The sequence below is a fragment of the Paenibacillus sp. NRS-1760 genome (assembly GCF_050467785.1).
In the GTDB taxonomy this organism is placed as follows: Bacteria; Bacillota; Bacilli; order Paenibacillales; family Paenibacillaceae; genus Pristimantibacillus.
The window spans coordinates 378,977-394,972 of the sequence record NZ_JBITPK010000010.1 but is presented as its reverse complement, the minus strand read 5'-3'; the positions used below and the strand labels follow the sequence as shown (position 1 = coordinate 394,972).

Genomic DNA, 15,996 nt, shown 5'->3' with positions numbered 1-15,996 from the left:
GTCCACTGATTTTGCCCTTATATATCCTACCACTTTTATTTAAAATGGTAAATTGATCCTTTAAAGGCAATGATATTATTAGAATGATACTTTTTTACACAATTATAGTAAAGAGACCATCTATTAGTCAATGACTATAGTCACTCTTTTTAATATGCTCTATAGAATGTTGTTGATAGACTAGTAAAGTTTTATCGTTAGGCTGAGGTGAATCAATGAGTGGGATTGCAGGACTTGTAGGAGAGAACATTCGACTGCTGCGCAAAAAAAGAGGGCTTAGTCAAGAACAGCTTGCTCTTCGCGCTGATATAAATGCTTCCTATATGGGACAGGTTGAGCGGGGAGAAAAAAATCCAACGATTGATGTGCTAAGCAAAATCGCGTTTGCCCTTCAAACGCCTCTCGAGAGAATCGTGAACGTTGTTCCAAGCCCCGATGCTGCAGATGATACTGACGATGAAGGATATGCCACGAAGGTTGCCCACCAAATGAACGGCTTAAGCTTAAAGGAGCAGGAAGCGGTATATAAATTCGTTAAGCAGCTTGTTCAATTTAAAGAAATTCAATAAGAAGGTTTCGTCAAATATGGTTATAAACAAGAAAAAGATCCGTCAGTATAATACCGACGGATCTTTTTTTGTTGTATGCTAACCTCGGGCTCTGCGGGCAGTTGTCGCCTTCTGAACAAGCTTCTGCTCCCATAACAGCGCCTTCGCTCTCTTAATGCGCGCGAGCTCCTTCCGTCTCTCATCATTCATAACCAGCGCATTGACATGAGACGTTATGATGATTAAAGAGAACAAAATCCATACTAATCCGAATACACTCATCAAGCTCCAAGGCGCATTCAGCTCGAGACGCGGAATCGCATATACAAGCATCGCCAGCGCAATAAGCAAATACAATACATGACGGCCTTTTCCAGCTAACATTCCCTTCAGCTCCTTCACACGGTCATAAGCGGCTTATATTCTTGTCCGCATAATCATTCTATGAAGGAGGGACAGGGTATATGTCTCCTATTAGTCTACAATGGACTTCAGCACATCGGACATAATGCGGTTAACATCCTCAAACACGACGGCAAACCGGCGCTCCGCATCCATCAATTTGCCTATCAACGGATTAAGCGTAATTACTTCATAGAGCTTGCTCATCTTCTCCATATCTTCGGCAGAAGGCTCTTCACCAGCCATCATTTTTTGCTGTAAAAAGTTTTGCCGCTCGCGAAAATCATCCAGCATTGCCTTTGCTTCTGCATCAGCTTCTGCTTCCAGCTTTGCAGCCTTTAATAGCAATGCCTCTTCGCTTTCCTTAAGCGCCTTCGCTAATTCATAAGCTTTGTCATAAATGTTCATTCGTCTCTCTCCCATTCATATCGCTCTCATTTGGTATTCAATACGTCCAATCATACCCGTTATTCTATACAAGAACCAAATCCTTGATGGAAAAGCATGCTAAAACAACACAAGCTTCAGAACCGTTTCTGATTCACAAAGGAATAGATGTCCTCATATGCTGAAGTAATTCGTGTAAAACACCTATAGGCCGCTAACCTCTTATCGTCATCCTCCTGCTTGGAAGGAGATTTATGATGCTCAAATCGAAAGTAGCCGTACAGGTGATCAGCTCCGGTATGCTTCCGGAGGATACGCTCATGCTTGGCGAAGCACAAGTAAAGCAGTGGAAAATCCCTCAAGGCCAGCACATTCTCGTAAAGTTTGGTGCTTTTCGGCAGCATGTAAAGGTTATTCCTGTCGCAAAGTACGACGGAATGAGGATCAGTCAAAGTTTAGCCAGACAGATGGGATTAACAAACGGCACATCGATCCGACTGCAATACAAAGCCAGCACTGCCACACTCGTTTTTGGGCCTTTAATCGGCGTTCTCATTAGCCGAGATTATCCGCATATGCCGGATAAACCCTTTGGTTCCATTACTATGTTTTGCAGGGAGCTTGTTGAAGCCTGTACAGCGCAAGGCGCGTACGTTTATTTTTTCACACCTAATCAGATCGGCACAAGTATCGACAACATTGATGGCTGGATCTATTCCGACGGCTGGCGGAAGCTCTCGATGCCCGTTCCTGACGTCGTTAATAACCGTCTTACCTCACGAAAATTGGAGAACAGACCCAGCGTACAACATTTCATGAAAGAAGTAAAACAGCACCATCAGACTACCGTTTTCAATGAAAAGTTTTTGGATAAAACCGAGGTTTTCGATGCGCTTAAGAAAGATGAAAGCTTGGTTCGCTATTTGCCTGAGTCGCATCTGCTGCGCAACTATACGATGCTGAAATCAATGTGCTCTCGGTACAGCAGCGTCTTTCTCAAACCTGTTCGCGGCAGCTTAGGAAAAGGAATCATTCGGATCACTCATCTTGATTCGAGCAATTACCAAGTGATGTATGCGACTTCGGCGGGTACTCGAAGGCAGCAGTTTACGAGCTTGGTTAAGCTCTTCTCAACGATATCCGCGAAGATGAAAACCGTGAGATACCAAATTCAACAGGGATTGCAGCTCATTGAAATCCAGAAGCGGCCAGTCGACTTCCGCGCGCTCGTCCAAAAAAATTCGAGCGGTAAATGGACGATCACATCCATTGTAGCCCGTACAGCCGGTACTCATCATTTTGTCTCAAACTTAGCGCGCGGCGGCACGCTCAGCACGGTTGGAGAAGCTGTTGCAAAATCAAATCTGCAGGCAGGGGTTAGCAGGCAGGAAGCAGCGCAGCGGCTCCAACAGGCAGCGCTAAATATCGCGCGCGGCGTTGATGCGCAAATACCAGCACATTTCGGTGAGCTCGGCATCGATCTTGCAATGGATACGGCAGGCCGCGTGTGGCTGCTGGAAGTCAATTCCAAACCGTCAAAAAATGATAACACACCGCTAAATGACAATAAAATTCGTCCATCCGTCCGCATGATGATTCAATACTCCCGTTTTTTAGCGGGTTTTTAACGGAGGCTTCTATGCAGAATCGAAAGGTCAAACTTGCCATTCTCGTGGCCTCAATCAACGATAATGCCTCAGAGCATGCATCTATTCCGGTAATGCCAGAGCCTTCCTTCTATCGTGCGCTCAGCATTGCCGGCGAGCAGCTTGGCATGGACGTTTATGTAGTTACAGCAGAAGACTTTCAGCAGCATACGGAGTCTCTCGTAGGCTATCGATTGGAGAACGAGCATTTTTCTAAACAGACCGTCCCATTTCCTGACATCATCTATGACCGCTGTTTCTTTACTGAAGCCAATCAGCGAATAAACTGCCGCCGCATGCTCAGTTCCCTTGCTCAAGTTAAGCCTTACCAGCTTCTAAACGGAAAACTTCCTGGGAAGCTCGATGTGTATGAAGCACTCAAAGAAGACCATATGCTGAGCAGGCATTTGCCGCTTACTCTTCCCATGCAAACGACACAGCAGCTTCTTGAGCTCGCCGATCGTTTCCGAGGAGGCATCATTCTTAAGCCTTCCTCAGGGATGCATGGCAGAGGCATCATCCTTGTGAAGCGCTGCCCGTTTGAGCAATCACTGCTCATAAAAGGTCGAAACCGAAGAAATCATCCCTTCTCGGTCTCCTTTAAGGAGGATTTAGCTTTTGAGCGATGGATTCATCGTTTCATAAGTGGAACCTCCTATTTGATTCAGCCCTATCTGGAGCTTAGCGGCAATGACAACAAACCATTTGATTTACGAGTGCTCATTCAAAAGGATGAGAAGAGCAGATGGTCGATCTCGGGAGCCGCTGTACGCACAGGGCAAGCGGGCTCCTTAACATCCAATCTTCATGGCGGGGGCGTCGCCGTCCCGGCGTCAAAGCTGCTGTCAGCCAAATTTGGCGAGTCAAAATCCGAACGTTTGCTAGAGATGATCCATACAATAAGCAAGCAAACGTCAGAACGACTGGAAAGCAAATTCGGCAGATTTGCCGAGCTGGGGTTAGATTATGGCATTGATCAGAGCGGCCGAATATGGCTGCTCGAAGCGAACTCGAAGCCTGGCCGCTCTTCCTTTGGAATCATAAGCGATCATGAGGCCGAGCGGCTTTCCATTGAAAGACCGCTTCTATATGCACGAATGCTGTCTAGGCGACTATCACCGTCCTTTGTAGCCAATGAATTCGCAAATGGCCGTCGTCATCATTCAAGTTCCGACAACCAATTACGGCCTTTCAACGTTCAGGAGGTTCATCGATGAGTTTGACAACTTGTAACGTACATTTCTCACAGCAATCGAATAAAATTGTCTATTTATCCAGCCCACTGCTCAAACAACTCAAGCTCTCAGGCAAAAAATCGGTTCACCTCAAGCTGGGCAAAGAGGTAATCGTAGCTGAAATCAAGCCATTGAAGCGGCCGGGCAATCATCTGTATTTATCAACTGCCATCCGTCAATCGATTAGAGTGCCGAAGTCAGGCAACGTTTACGTGCTCAATTCAGGCGATAATGAGGTTCAGCTCGGACCGCTGGTCGGCATACTGAGCGACAATTCGACACGCTCTGAGAGCAATCCTTTTGGTGCGCGTACCGGATTTATCAAGCAAGTCATTAAAACAGGTGAACATAAAGCTTACCTTTTCGGCTTTACACCAAGCGACATCAACTGGCAGCAAGAAACGGTCAACGGCTATTTCCTTAACCCGCAGGGCGGCTGGTATCGCAAAATCGTTCCGCTCCCGGACGTCGTGTACAATCGTCTTCCGAGCCGCAAAGCGGAGACATCCGCATCCATTAACTCACTGCGCGAACGCTTCGTGCGCCGCAAAATCCCATTTTTTAATTGGAGCTTCTTCAACAAGGCAGATGTCTACAAGCTGCTTGATAATGACCCTGAAGCGCTGACTCATTTGCCTGAATCGGTCTCTGGTCCATCTGCCGAAAAAATTAAGGAAATGCTGGAGAAACATCAATTTCTTTATTTCAAACCTACGGCAGGCAGCCTCGGAGTAGGAATCTACCGACTGACCTATCACCCGAAGCGCGGGTATTTCGCCCGCTATCGCAAGGGCAGCCAAAATGTGCTGCTTCGATTCACGCAATTCAGCAGCTTAATGCGGATGCTTCAGGCGAAGCATGGCAGCAGCTTGAATCATTATGTCGTTCAGCAAGGCATTCGCTTAGTTGAGATCGACAGCTGCCCGCTCGATTTTCGCTTCCACATGCATAAGAACGGCAGCAACGAGTGGGTTCCTGCTGGAATCGGAGCCAAAAAAGCAGGCCGGGGAAGTGTAACTACGCATGTGAAAAACGGCGGCTCGCTCATGACGCCTGAGCAAGCGCTTGGCAAAACATTCGGCACGCAAGCAGATGCCGTTCTTGAGAAAGCAAAGCTGGCTGCGATTAAACTATCAGAAGCTATCGAACGCAACTACCCTCATAGACTTGGTGAGCTGGGACTGGATCTCGGCATTGATAAGGATGGAGAAGTATGGATGTTCGAAGCGAACGCCAAGCCTGGACGATCAATCTTCAAGCATCCAGCGCTTCGCTCTGAGGGCCGCGCTTCGCTATCTTACATCTTAGAGCATTGCTTGTATCTCAGTCGCTTCAAAGATGAGGGAGGTACCAGCTGATGGATAGCTTACTACCCGATGATGCAGACGTTAGAGAGCAGCGTGCCGGCCGAACCGTATTGGCGATTTTGACGATCGATGATGATGTTCAGCTCTTTCGCGGCAATCGAAGCAATTTTGTCGATTTGATTAGAACGGGTCAATCGATGGGTTTCATCGTTTATGTCCTCACCGTAAAAAACCTGCTTCTGACCAGAAGCAGCTTAAAGGGATATGTCTTCAATGAAGCTGAGGACAGCTGGCAGCAGAGATTGCTGCCCTTTCCCGACGTGATTTACAACCGAATTCCGCTGCGCGAAGATGAGATCCAACCGGCTGTAAGGCAAAAGATCAACGCCTGCCGCAAGCATCCGCGAGTCACGCTGTTTAATCCGGCTTTTTTCAACAAATGGGATTTATTCGAATGGCTTCGTTTATCAAAACTGACCAAACCTTATATCCCATTAACACGAAAACTCGTTTCGGTTACGAGCCTGGAACGCATGATGCGAAAACATTCCTATCTTTATCTAAAGCCAGAAAGCGGAAAAGCAGGAAAAGGCATAATGACGATCAAGGTTCACGCTGAGAAGCAGCTTCCTTATCGGCTAAGAATACAAGAAAACAAAAAGAGCACAACTTACAACTGCTCCACCCTTCATAAACTTTGGAGTCGTATTCAGAAACAAAGCGGCAACGAGGCCTATATCGCTCAACAAGGCATCAAGCTCGCCTCCTTTCAGGACCGAAGATTTGACCTTCGCGCGCTTGTTCAAAAAAACCAACGAGGGCAATGGGATATTACTGGAATAGGCGCCCGAATTGCAGGCGCATCCAGCATTACGACCCATGTTCCTCGCGGCGGTATGATTGAAGACCCAGAGAAACTGCTCATTAATTCATTTAATGAAGAGCAGGCGCGTAAACTGCTTGTAAAAGCAAAAAATGCGGCCGTTCTTATCGCTAAGCAGATTGAACGCGCCTCAGGCCAGCAGCTCGGCGAAATGTCGTTGGATTTAGGCGTCGACAGCGTAGGGAATATGTGGTTTTTTGAAGCTAATTCTAAGCCTATGAAATTCGACGAGCCTCATATTCGTCAAAAATCGTTAGAGCGCGTATTTCATTATGGAGCTTATTTAGCTAGAACAAAATTAGAAAAAGCAGGAGGCGCATAACGTGGATCTAGAGCTGCTTACACCGGAAGCATGGTTAGCGGAACAAAAAAGACTCATTGGCTTTGCCATTCGCTTCGGAGATAAGCGGCTTGCAGTTTCGACTATTCATGCGCTCCGAAAGCTTGATCCTTCATTACTACAAGATGGAGTGAGCCGTCCATGCGGCGCGGTTGCTGCTGTTGCTAAGCAGGGCAACCGCGTCGTCGGCTTCGGTTTTGCAGAGGACGGCGGCGAGGCTGCATGCATGGTCGTCGTCCATCCCGAAGCTCGAAGCCTCGGGATTGGCAGTTCACTCGTTCAAGCCATGATTCAACGTTTAGGGAAACTCACTTGCAATGTGGCAACGGACAATACGGCAAGCATGGCTTTATGTTTTCGTTTAGGCATGACAGCCGTTTCCATGCATAGAGGGCCAACAGGCAAACCAACGCTTCGCTTTGAAAGGGGAACCACGAATGAAACAGCCCGTCCTAGGCATCCTGACTCTATATCTCAATGAAGCCGGACATCTGGAGGAACGTTCCATCTATCAGAAAATGACTTCCGCTGGACGAAAGCTGGGACTAAGCGTCTTCGTATTTACGCCAATGGACGTCAATTATATTAACAACAAAATTCACGCGCAGTTCTACAATCTTGACACACAAACATGGTCACGAAGGTGGACCTCGTTTCCAAATATGATTTATGATCGATGCCGAATCCAACGTACCTATCGCTTTGACCAGCTCAAAAAGTTCCGTGAACGCTATGGACATCTTACGTTCCTTAATCGCCCGCTTCGCAACAAATGGACCATCCATCGCATCCTCTCAAAAGATTCTCGATATAAAAGCTATCTGCCTGCCACGAAGTATGTAAATGACAATCAAGATATTACCGACATGATCCGAAAACATCCGCTTGTGTATCTCAAACCGATTAACGGAACCGGCGGCAGAGGAATTTTGCGAATCGAGCGGCGCAAGGATGGTCAACTTCACATCCAAGGCCGGGATCAATCAAGAAAAATTATTCGACCGCAATATATTTCCACTGCAGGTTTAAACAGCTATTTGGCTCCTTGGAATTTGAAAGGAAATCGCTATATCGCCCAGCAGGGCATTCAAATAAAGCTTGCTAGCGGACGTGTGCACGATTATCGGATGCTTGTTCAAAAAAACGGAGAAGGCAATTGGGAAGTTACCGGTTGCGCTGGACGAATCGGGGCATCCGGCAGCATTACCTCTAATTTACACGGCGGCGGCAATGCTGCTAAGATGAGCAGCTTGCTCAAGGAATGGCTTCGCGATGATGCGAAGGTCGCGCAGGTTAAGGAAGAGACAGAGAATCTGGGGGTCGGCATTGCCGCTTACTTAGAGCAAAATTACGGCAGACTTTGTGAGCTTGCTCTCGATTTGGCAATTGATCGAAAAGGCGGGATCTGGCTGCTGGAGGTAAATCCGAAGCCAGCTAGGGAAGTATTTGCACAGGCAGGAGAGAAAGAGGTTTATCGCAATGCGATTATTAGACCTCTGGAATATGCCATCTGGATTTATAACCAGAAGAAGCGAAGGAAAGGTAAAGAGAAGCAGGCTGCCGTATCAGATACCCGTGTGGATGAGAACTTCATTTCTGATAAGGAGCTGTGATGCGGCTGAGCATTTGAAATCCATAGCAAAAAAACACACCTGTTAGGGCGGCGCCATCACTCGGCCTCCCTAACAGGTGTGTTTTTATGCAAGCTGCTTATTATTGTTCCAATAAAGGCAGGAGCTCGCGGAAATCGTTAATCAGCACATCCGCTCCCTCAATTTCTGAAGCACGGCCATATGTAGCATACGCACAGCCGATCGTTTGAAGGCCGTTGCCTTTGCCCGCTTCCACATCCGAAGAGCGGTCTCCTACCATCCAAGCTGATTGGATATTGTGATCCTTAAGCAGGCGAGCAACTAAGTCGACTTTAGTTGAAGTCTCATATTCTCCCGCACTGTATAAGCCGTCAAATAGAGGCGCAATGCCTTTGAATTCAGCAACGCCCTTCACATATTCCTCAAGCCCATTGCTGGCTACAAACAGCTTAATCCCACGTGAATGCAGCTCACGCAGCGTTTCCTCGACAAATGGGTACAGATCACCTTCGCCTCTTTCCAAGCCTTCGCGCTCGTACTGAAGCAGCAAGACATCAGCCCGCTTCCGAGCAGCCTCTGTACTATCTGGCATAACCTGCCGCCAAATATCCTCCAGCAGCATGCCTAAGCAGCTTAGCAGCCGTTCTACAGGCGGCGTTTCATGCTCGTAAAGCCCCTCTTCCCTTAGCGTCTCAAAAACGCGGTGGTGAACAGGCACCAGCAATTTATCCGTTTCAAACAACGTTCCATCCATATCAAATATGACAGCCTCAGGCTTTCGCAGCTTATGTATTCCCATAGTTGAAACCTCCTTCAAAGTCTGCTCTTATCATAACGGAATATAGGAAATGATCGCAAGGCTTGATGAGGGTTGATCGTTTATCACGTGCTTCGTCAACGACAGAGAATCTTTAGTCAATTTCGCCTATGCATAGCGGAAGACTGCAGCGCTATTCTCATCAGCGCATAAGGGCCAAGATAAGCGCCACTTATTAAAAAAACGATATTTTTGAGTACACGATGCACTTCCGTCATAAATACCGTATCATCCATGAGAGTCTGCGCTATGGCAGCCGCTGCGGTTACAAAAAATAAAAAGATGGCCGTAACCGCAAGCCCATCCAAAACTCGATTGACTGAGGCACTCATTCGACTCAACCAGCCCATGAGTATTGCGCCAACCGCTAGTGCCGCACCAATTAATATCATCATTTGCCATCACCTCTTGTGATAGGATTGGTCATTTGCTGTACACTTAAACCTCACATTTCTCGATGGAATGAGAATATAACGAATAAAAGTGATCAAGCTTGTTTACATATGATAAAGAAGTCCAATAAAAGTAACATTTTGGAGGAATGCTGTATGAAAACTCTTATTCGCTGGTTGAATGTTGCCGGTCTCGCCGCCGTGCTTGCAGTTAATGGACTTGCGCAGTGGCTTCCTATCAACGGGAAAACGACTGGAGAAATATCCGCCAAGTACCCTGTACTTATTACTCCTGCGCCATATGCCTTCTCCATTTGGTCAATTATTTATTTGCTGCTGTTTGGTTTCGTCATTTATCAGTTCAAGCCACATGCTGGCAAAAGCAAAAATGTGCAGAACATCGGCCCATGGTTCATCATTAGCTGCTTGTTCAACGTGGCTTGGATTCTCCTGTGGCACTATGAGAAACTAACCAGCAGCGTATTCATTATGTTCGCCCTGCTAATCTCACTAATCGTTATTTATACCGCCATTCGAAAAGATAAGCAGCCTCCTGCTCCTATGGAACAATGGCTTGTACGGCTGCCTTTCAGCATTTACTTAGGCTGGATTTGCGTAGCGGCTATTGTAAATGTAGCTGTTGTTTTGTACGCCGCCGAGTGGAATGGCCTTGGTTTATCTGATGCTGCTTGGACTATTATTATGTTGATTGCAGCCACTCTGCTTGCTGTTGTTATCGGTTTTAAATTTGTGGACCCAGCCTTTGTTCTTGTGTTTGTTTGGTCGTTTATAGCTATTGCCGTAAAGCAGGATCAGCAGCCCGAGGTTAGTCTCTCAGCCAGCATCGCTGCTGCTATCTTAATGATTACGGCCATTGTTATTTGGGTTCAGGCAAGGAAAGGAAAGCAGTTGCATATTGAAAAATAGAACCGGATATGTCACACTGTTTGATGTGTGTGAGGACGAATGCCTCCTTGCAGGAAAGGACGTGACGGTTCACGTATGATAAAATGGCTGCTTCGTTCCATGACAGAATTAAGCTCGCGCAAATGGATATCTCGGATAACCGGAAAATTCGCTCAATCGGCTGCCAGCCGTCGATTTATTTCCCGTTTTGCTGCGACATATGGCATTAAAACTGAGGAAGCTGAGAAACCTCTAGCCCAATATAAAACGTTAAATGAGTTTTTTACACGGCGATTAAAACCCGGTCTGCGTGATGTGCATGCAGATGAGGACTCGCTTGTCAGTCCTGTTGATGCTCTCATAACCGGAGCTGGGCCAATAAGCAGCGGCACGATTGTTAACGTAAAGGGGCAGGACTATACGATTGAGGAGCTTCTTAATCGGTCTCCGCGAACTTCCAATTATATGAACGGCTATTATTTCGTTCTTTATTTGAGCCCAACCGATTACCATCGTATACATACGCCAGTCAGCGGTCGTGTTGTAGAGCGTGAGCATATTGAAGGAAAAGTTTATCCGGTTAATGACTTTGGTCTTCGCCATATGCGCAGAGTGCTTAGCCGCAACGAGCGGCTGATTACCTATATGCAGCATCATGCAGGGGAAACGGCCGTTGTCAAAGTTGGCGCAATGAACGTAAGCAGTATTCAGTACGTACAGCCCCTTAAGGAAGAAATGTTTAAGGGTGAAGAGCTCGCCTACTTTGAATTCGGTTCTACTGTAGTGCTGCTGCTTGAAGATGGAACCTTTACTCCACGTGACAACCACATGCTTGGATCGAAGGTGCGTATGGGTGAGAAGCTCGGATCACTCCACGAAAACTAACTGAAGCAGACTTAGCTCAAAACGAAAAACCCCGAATTTCTCAGCGATGAGTGAATTCGGGGTTTTTCGTTTATTAGCCTATCTGATCTCCGAGGGGCTTCGCCCCGTATACTGCTTAAACTGCCTGCTGAAAAAAAAGATATCCCGATAGCCGAGTGCATCTGCTACCTCGGTCACATTCATCCCGGCGTGCATGAGCAAATGCTGCGCCCGTTCAATTCTCGTGCGAATCATGTAGGTTTGCACTGACATGCCGATCAGTTCTTTGAATTTCATTGAAAAATATCGGGGCGACAGCTGCGCCCGCATCGCTAAATCCTCTACACGGTGCGCAATGCTTGGATTTTGCCGAACAAAGTTTGCCACCTCATGAATGGCCTCTGTCAATTGATTGCTTGCCTTCTTCTCGACAGGCAGCTGCTTGTCCTCTCTAAGCAAATGAATCATCAGCTGCTTAAGAACAAGCTGCGCCTCCTCTTCCGCTGCATACGTTTTTACAAGAAACAGCCTTACATAGCGTGAGAGCATATATTCAAAGTCGACCGTGTCATTCAATTGCCTATACCGGCTCGGCACAGCATCTATCGTTTCATTAATGGCAAAGTGAATATAGGATAATACGAGCGGGCGCTGCGGGTTATGAGTGGAGCTTGTGTAGTCGCCCGGACGAAACAAGAAGCAGCTTCCCGGACCAACCTCATAGTGAGTACCGTTGACTTCAACTTCCCCTTCTCCGCTCCAAACATAAAATAAATCAAAATTGGCCATCGGCTTCTCGCGTCTAGCCCATCTCCAACCCGGCTCACATACGATTTTGGCAAACGCAGGTAACAGGATGAACGAATTAGGCGAAATGTGCAGCATAAGGAAACCTCCTGTACAAATCTATGCCGTCATCATACAACAGGGAGAAACTATTGCGCAAGCCACATGAAGTTACGAAAAAATTTGCTTTGTGAATGGTTTCCATCTCAAAAAAAATGTTATAATAGCACCCGACAAGAATAAACGGCTAACGCCTAATTATACTACATTCAAATGAATGATTTCGGAAGGATGGAATAAAGTCCATGAACCCACTTGCTCAGCAATTAAACGAGACGTTACAAGAAGAAAGCCCTAACGTTTATGCGATGTTGTCAGACTTAGGCAAAGCGATTTATTTCCCGAAGGAGGGCATTCTCAGTCAGTCCGCCGAAGCGAAAACGAAAGCAACTAAATTTAATGCTACTATTGGAATTGCAACAGAAGGCGGACAACCGATGCACCTAAAGGTCATCCAAGATACCCTCTCTGCATACAATCCGAAAGATATATATGAATATGCGCCTCCTGCAGGAAAGCCTGAGCTTCGAGCTGCTTGGCGTACAAAAATGATCAAAGACAACCCTTCCCTTGAATCAAAGGGCTTTGGTACGCCAGTCGTTACAAATGCATTGACCCACGGTCTTAGCATCGTAGCTGACCTATTCGCTAATGCGGGTGACGCTGTAATCATCCCTAATAAAAACTGGGAAAACTACGAATTGACATTCGGTATCCGCCGCGGTGCTGAAATTGTAGAATACCCGCTGTATAACGACCAAACTCGCTTCAACAGCGCTGGCCTTCGCGAAGCCTTGCTGGCTCAGAAGGACAAAGGGAAAGCCATCGTTGTGCTGAACTTTCCAAACAACCCTACTGGCTACACGCCTGGTCCACAGGAAGGCGATGAAATCGTCGCTGCCATTCACGACGCAGCGGAAGCTGGCATCAATGTAGTTGTTGTAACAGACGATGCTTATTTTGGTTTATTTTTCGAAGATTCCATGCAAGAATCACTGTTCTCCAAGCTTGCTGATCTGCATCCGCGTGTGCTTGCCGTTAAAGTTGACGGTGCGACCAAAGAAGAGTACGTATGGGGCTTCCGCGTAGGCTTCATTACGTATGGTTCAACTTCTGCGGCTACTTTGAATGCGTTGGAGCAAAAAACAATTGGTATCATTCGTGCTACGATTTCCAGCGGCCCGCATCCATCACAAACATTCGTATTGCGCGCTTTGACTTCACCTGAATTCGAAGCTCAAAAAGCGGAGAAATACGATATTATGAAACGCCGCGCCAATCGCGTAAAATCGTTGCTCGACAGCGGTCGTTATGGCGATGTATGGGGCTATTACCCATTCAACTCCGGCTACTTTATGTGTCTAACACTAAGCGGCGTTACAGCTGAGTCCGTACGTGCACATCTGTTGAACCAATACGGAATCGGTACGATTGCTCTAGGTGAAACAGATCTTCGCGTTGCTTTCTCTTGCATCGAGGAAGAAAATCTTGAAGAGCTGTTCGATACGATTTTCAAAGCGGTTAACGATTTGATTGCTCAAAAAGTATAATAAACACTCGCACTTCATTCGCGAATAATTGCAAAGAACCCCTGAGTCAGCATTTCTTTACGAATGCTTCTCTCAGGGGTTCTTTTTTGTATTCAGTCTGCCCTGCTTAGTCTTCATCCTCATCTTTCGCAAGCTTCTTGCGCAAACGCGCTGGACGAATGCCGATATACATGGCGGCAAGTACAATAGCTATGAGCGAAGGGACGTAAACGCCGCCCGCCAAAGCCAGCGGCAAAGCAACAAACAGCCACAGCAGCAGCGTGCACTGCACCATCGCCAAACGATCAATTTTCAAATATTGCTCGATTCGCTGTTTTTCCGGCAATGGATACACATGCTTCCAAACCGAATAACGATGGATATGACGCAAGCCGCCTAATTGAACTGCAATGAGTCCCATAAAAATAAAAAATACGAGAACACTGCCATAACCAGATAGCGATACGGCTTCAGCAAACCAATAGGTGATGAGGCAGCCGAGAATAAGCAGCCTTAGTATAATTCCGCCCATCTCGGTTCTAAGCATAGATGCCGTATAGAGATAAACGAATGTATTGCGATTCGAATACGGTATCGTACGCAGAATCCAGCTTAAATACGATCTTCTTGCTATACTCGATGGGAGTGTAGGTACATCGATAAACAATCCAAAAAAAGCATAATACCGTTTGCGTGTCCTTGCTTCCTCTTCAATCAGCCTCTCCCAAGGAAAAGGATGTTTTGTTGGAAGACGATAAAGCAGCATAGACAGTATACCGATGAGCAGCGTAAACCCCGCAGCCTGCCAAGCTGTACAAGTAAGCCAAGCAGCCAGCGTCAATGCTGTCATAGCCCAGCGCAGCACACGCATGAGACGTCGCATGCCAGCCCAAGTCATTCGGCGCTCTTTCCATGCTCCCCATACATTGCCCGCCTTCAAAGCGGCAGCCACGACTGCAAGAAGCAATGCGCCGTTAATGGCTGGGCCTTGGTTATAGATCGGCAAATAAAGAAGAAACACAATGGTAGCTAGTATCGAACATGCAATTGAAGTATGACGGAACGATAAGCGCAAATAACCGGCCATCTCTGCCTCACGCGGCATCATAAAGACGACGTCTCCGGCCGCAAGCCACGTGCGAAGCGGACTCCAACACAACACCAACGTTAATGCAATAACACCAACAGTCGCAAAGGGAAAGCTGGCTGGCATATGTCGAATTAAATTTATGTATCCAATCGTGGAGGAGATCAAGATTAAAGACATAAAAGCTGGGAAGCCGCTTTGCCCCATATACCGAAAATAAGGCAGCGTTTCCCCGCGGAATGCCTTTGCTCTTTGCTGCCACATCAGCTCCAGCTTACTAATATTGCTCATCAAACATTGCCCCCAGTAACGAGCTTATAGAAGGCATCCTCCAGAGAACCGCTGCGCATGTCCATGCCTGCTGCTTGTCTAATATCATCGAGCGTGCCGATCGCAACGATTTTACCGTGGTGCATGACGATAAAACGATCGCAATACGCCTCCACAGTTGAGAGGATATGCGAGCTCATAAGGATGGCTGCTCCCTTTTGTTTTACTTCAACCAGCCGCTCCAGCAAGGAACGAATGCCAAGCGGGTCAAGCCCTAGAAAAGGCTCATCGATGATGTACAGCGGCGGCTCAGCGAGCAGCGCGTTCATAATCATGACCTTTTGTTTCATGCCTTTGGATAAGTGGGCTGCAAAGGCTTTACGCTTTGGCGTCATTTGGAACTGCTTCAGCAGCTCGTCCTCACGATCACCATACTGCTTGTCCTTTACGCTATAGGCCATCCCCGTTAAGCGCAAGTGCTCCTCAACGGTCAGCTCATCAAATAGAACCGGCGTCTCCGGCACATAAGCAAATGCGCTTCTGTAACGCTCCGTTTCTTCTTCCAGCGTAACGCCATCAACCTTTACTTCCCCCGCCTGCGGCTTCATTAAACCTAAAATATGCTTAATGGTCGTGCTTTTTCCAGCGCCATTCAGACCGATTAATCCTACCATCTCGCCCGCTTTTACCTCAAAGGAGATATCATGCAGTACTGGTCTTCTTGGGCTGTAACCGCCGATTAAACCATTCACCTGTAAAATAGAATCCATCCTATCACCTTCAACTATGTAAATTAGTTTATCTAGTAAACAGCATACCGAATTATCGGACTAATATCAAAGAAAGCAATGATTTGTGTACAAAAGCATGAAGCATGCACAAAAACGCAAAAAGTGGGCAGCCATTGGCCACCCATTCTTTAAACACTATGATTTGCGTACATAT

At 46.9% G+C, this 15,996-nt stretch carries 17 protein-coding genes; 10 read left to right on the top strand and 7 right to left on the bottom strand.

The features are described 5' to 3' along the window. Positions 1-215 precede the first annotated feature (215 nt). Positions 216-569 carry a helix-turn-helix domain-containing protein gene (locus tag ACIFSR_RS12810; protein ID WP_339207801.1) on the top strand — a complete coding sequence of 118 codons (354 nt, stop codon included), beginning with the start codon at positions 216-218 and terminating at the stop codon, positions 567-569. Between the two features lie 78 nt (positions 570-647). Here the strand turns inward: ACIFSR_RS12810 and ACIFSR_RS12805 are convergent, their stop codons facing one another. Then, positions 648-932: a hypothetical protein gene (locus ACIFSR_RS12805; protein WP_339207799.1), complete on the bottom strand. Its 285-nt coding sequence runs from the start codon at positions 930-932 to the stop codon at positions 648-650. A gap of 90 nt (positions 933-1,022) precedes the next feature. Then, positions 1,023-1,358: a YlbF family regulator gene (locus ACIFSR_RS12800; protein WP_430057691.1), complete on the bottom strand. Its 336-nt coding sequence runs from the start codon at positions 1,356-1,358 to the stop codon at positions 1,023-1,025. Between the two features lie 236 nt (positions 1,359-1,594). On the opposite strand from ACIFSR_RS12800, the gene ACIFSR_RS12795 reads away from it, so the two are divergent. The 6 genes from ACIFSR_RS12795 to ACIFSR_RS12770 are packed head-to-tail and all read left to right on the top strand — an operon-like array spanning position 1,595 to position 8,361. After that, a complete protein-coding gene (locus tag ACIFSR_RS12795; protein ID WP_339209538.1) occupies positions 1,595-2,965 on the top strand; it encodes a YheC/YheD family protein in 1,371 nt (456 codons plus the stop codon). 11 nt (positions 2,966-2,976) lie between these two features. Then, positions 2,977-4,200, top strand: a complete 1,224-nt coding sequence (locus tag ACIFSR_RS12790) for a YheC/YheD family protein (protein WP_430057689.1) — start codon at positions 2,977-2,979, stop codon at positions 4,198-4,200. Beyond that, on the top strand, positions 4,197-5,576 hold the full coding sequence (locus ACIFSR_RS12785; RefSeq protein WP_430057687.1) for a YheC/YheD family protein: 1,380 nt from the start codon (positions 4,197-4,199) through the stop codon (positions 5,574-5,576). Before ACIFSR_RS12790 ends, ACIFSR_RS12785 begins: the two co-directional genes overlap by 4 nt. After that, complete coding sequence (locus ACIFSR_RS12780; protein WP_339207794.1) at positions 5,576-6,730, top strand: YheC/YheD family protein; 1,155 nt, start codon at positions 5,576-5,578, stop codon at positions 6,728-6,730. Before ACIFSR_RS12785 ends, ACIFSR_RS12780 begins: the two co-directional genes overlap by 1 nt. Position 6,731: 1 nt before the next feature. Further along, a complete protein-coding gene (locus ACIFSR_RS12775; RefSeq protein ID WP_430057685.1) occupies positions 6,732-7,229 on the top strand; it encodes a GNAT family N-acetyltransferase in 498 nt (165 codons plus the stop codon). Beyond that, positions 7,186-8,361 carry a YheC/YheD family protein gene (locus tag ACIFSR_RS12770; protein WP_339207791.1) on the top strand — a complete coding sequence of 392 codons (1,176 nt, stop codon included), beginning with the start codon at positions 7,186-7,188 and terminating at the stop codon, positions 8,359-8,361. Before ACIFSR_RS12775 ends, ACIFSR_RS12770 begins: the two co-directional genes overlap by 44 nt. A gap of 100 nt (positions 8,362-8,461) precedes the next feature. Here ACIFSR_RS12770 and ACIFSR_RS12765 read toward each other — a convergent pair whose 3' ends face one another. Both ACIFSR_RS12765 and ACIFSR_RS12760 read right to left on the bottom strand, forming a co-directional pair. After that, positions 8,462-9,139 carry an HAD family hydrolase gene (locus tag ACIFSR_RS12765; RefSeq protein ID WP_430057683.1) on the bottom strand — a complete coding sequence of 226 codons (678 nt, stop codon included), beginning with the start codon at positions 9,137-9,139 and terminating at the stop codon, positions 8,462-8,464. Between the two features lie 116 nt (positions 9,140-9,255). Next, positions 9,256-9,552, bottom strand: coding sequence for a hypothetical protein (locus ACIFSR_RS12760; RefSeq protein ID WP_339207787.1), 297 nt, complete (start codon positions 9,550-9,552; stop codon positions 9,256-9,258). Between the two features lie 153 nt (positions 9,553-9,705). On the opposite strand from ACIFSR_RS12760, the gene ACIFSR_RS12755 reads away from it, so the two are divergent. Together ACIFSR_RS12755 and asd are read left to right on the top strand one after the other, a co-directional pair. Then, positions 9,706-10,476, top strand: coding sequence for a tryptophan-rich sensory protein (locus ACIFSR_RS12755; protein WP_430057681.1), 771 nt, complete (start codon positions 9,706-9,708; stop codon positions 10,474-10,476). 75 nt (positions 10,477-10,551) lie between these two features. After that, positions 10,552-11,340 carry an archaetidylserine decarboxylase gene (gene asd / locus ACIFSR_RS12750; RefSeq protein WP_339207784.1) on the top strand — a complete coding sequence of 263 codons (789 nt, stop codon included), beginning with the start codon at positions 10,552-10,554 and terminating at the stop codon, positions 11,338-11,340. A 78-nt stretch (positions 11,341-11,418) separates the two neighbouring features. Here the strand turns inward: asd and ACIFSR_RS12745 are convergent, their stop codons facing one another. Next, positions 11,419-12,204 carry a helix-turn-helix domain-containing protein gene (locus tag ACIFSR_RS12745; RefSeq protein ID WP_076267819.1) on the bottom strand — a complete coding sequence of 262 codons (786 nt, stop codon included), beginning with the start codon at positions 12,202-12,204 and terminating at the stop codon, positions 11,419-11,421. Positions 12,205-12,410: 206 nt separating this feature from the next. On the opposite strand from ACIFSR_RS12745, the gene ACIFSR_RS12740 reads away from it, so the two are divergent. Then, positions 12,411-13,715, top strand: coding sequence for an aminotransferase class I/II-fold pyridoxal phosphate-dependent enzyme (locus ACIFSR_RS12740; protein ID WP_430057678.1), 1,305 nt, complete (start codon positions 12,411-12,413; stop codon positions 13,713-13,715). 106 nt (positions 13,716-13,821) lie between these two features. Here the strand turns inward: ACIFSR_RS12740 and ACIFSR_RS12735 are convergent, their stop codons facing one another. Continuing rightward, positions 13,822-15,072: an ABC transporter permease gene (locus tag ACIFSR_RS12735; protein ID WP_430057677.1), complete on the bottom strand. Its 1,251-nt coding sequence runs from the start codon at positions 15,070-15,072 to the stop codon at positions 13,822-13,824. Continuing rightward, a complete protein-coding gene (locus tag ACIFSR_RS12730) occupies positions 15,072-15,821 on the bottom strand; it encodes an ABC transporter ATP-binding protein (protein WP_339207781.1) in 750 nt (249 codons plus the stop codon). Before ACIFSR_RS12730 ends, ACIFSR_RS12735 begins: the two co-directional genes overlap by 1 nt. Between the last annotated feature and the right edge of the window lie 175 nt (positions 15,822-15,996).

What these genes read in the sequence shown, in the direction of transcription:
- ACIFSR_RS12795 (WP_339209538.1), top strand. Translation starts at nt 1,595, where the DNA reads ATGCTCAAATCGAAAGTAGCCGTACAGGTGATCAGCTCCGGTATGCTT.
- ACIFSR_RS12790 (WP_430057689.1), top strand. Translation starts at nt 2,977, where the DNA reads ATGCAGAATCGAAAGGTCAAACTTGCCATTCTCGTGGCCTCAATCAAC.
- ACIFSR_RS12735 (WP_430057677.1), bottom strand. Translation starts at nt 15,072, where the DNA reads ATGAGCAATATTAGTAAGCTGGAGCTGATGTGGCAGCAAAGAGCAAAG.
- ACIFSR_RS12770 (WP_339207791.1), top strand. Translation starts at nt 7,186, where the DNA reads ATGAAACAGCCCGTCCTAGGCATCCTGACTCTATATCTCAATGAAGCC.
- ACIFSR_RS12810 (WP_339207801.1), top strand. Translation starts at nt 216, where the DNA reads ATGAGTGGGATTGCAGGACTTGTAGGAGAGAACATTCGACTGCTGCGC.
- ACIFSR_RS12745 (WP_076267819.1), bottom strand. Translation starts at nt 12,204, where the DNA reads ATGCTGCACATTTCGCCTAATTCGTTCATCCTGTTACCTGCGTTTGCC.
- ACIFSR_RS12755 (WP_430057681.1), top strand. Translation starts at nt 9,706, where the DNA reads ATGAAAACTCTTATTCGCTGGTTGAATGTTGCCGGTCTCGCCGCCGTG.
- ACIFSR_RS12730 (WP_339207781.1), bottom strand. Translation starts at nt 15,821, where the DNA reads ATGGATTCTATTTTACAGGTGAATGGTTTAATCGGCGGTTACAGCCCA.
- ACIFSR_RS12805 (WP_339207799.1), bottom strand. Translation starts at nt 932, where the DNA reads ATGTTAGCTGGAAAAGGCCGTCATGTATTGTATTTGCTTATTGCGCTG.
- asd (WP_339207784.1), top strand. Translation starts at nt 10,552, where the DNA reads ATGATAAAATGGCTGCTTCGTTCCATGACAGAATTAAGCTCGCGCAAA.
- ACIFSR_RS12800 (WP_430057691.1), bottom strand. Translation starts at nt 1,358, where the DNA reads ATGAACATTTATGACAAAGCTTATGAATTAGCGAAGGCGCTTAAGGAA.
- ACIFSR_RS12760 (WP_339207787.1), bottom strand. Translation starts at nt 9,552, where the DNA reads ATGATGATATTAATTGGTGCGGCACTAGCGGTTGGCGCAATACTCATG.
- ACIFSR_RS12740 (WP_430057678.1), top strand. Translation starts at nt 12,411, where the DNA reads ATGAACCCACTTGCTCAGCAATTAAACGAGACGTTACAAGAAGAAAGC.
- ACIFSR_RS12785 (WP_430057687.1), top strand. Translation starts at nt 4,197, where the DNA reads ATGAGTTTGACAACTTGTAACGTACATTTCTCACAGCAATCGAATAAA.
- ACIFSR_RS12780 (WP_339207794.1), top strand. Translation starts at nt 5,576, where the DNA reads ATGGATAGCTTACTACCCGATGATGCAGACGTTAGAGAGCAGCGTGCC.
- ACIFSR_RS12765 (WP_430057683.1), bottom strand. Translation starts at nt 9,139, where the DNA reads ATGGGAATACATAAGCTGCGAAAGCCTGAGGCTGTCATATTTGATATG.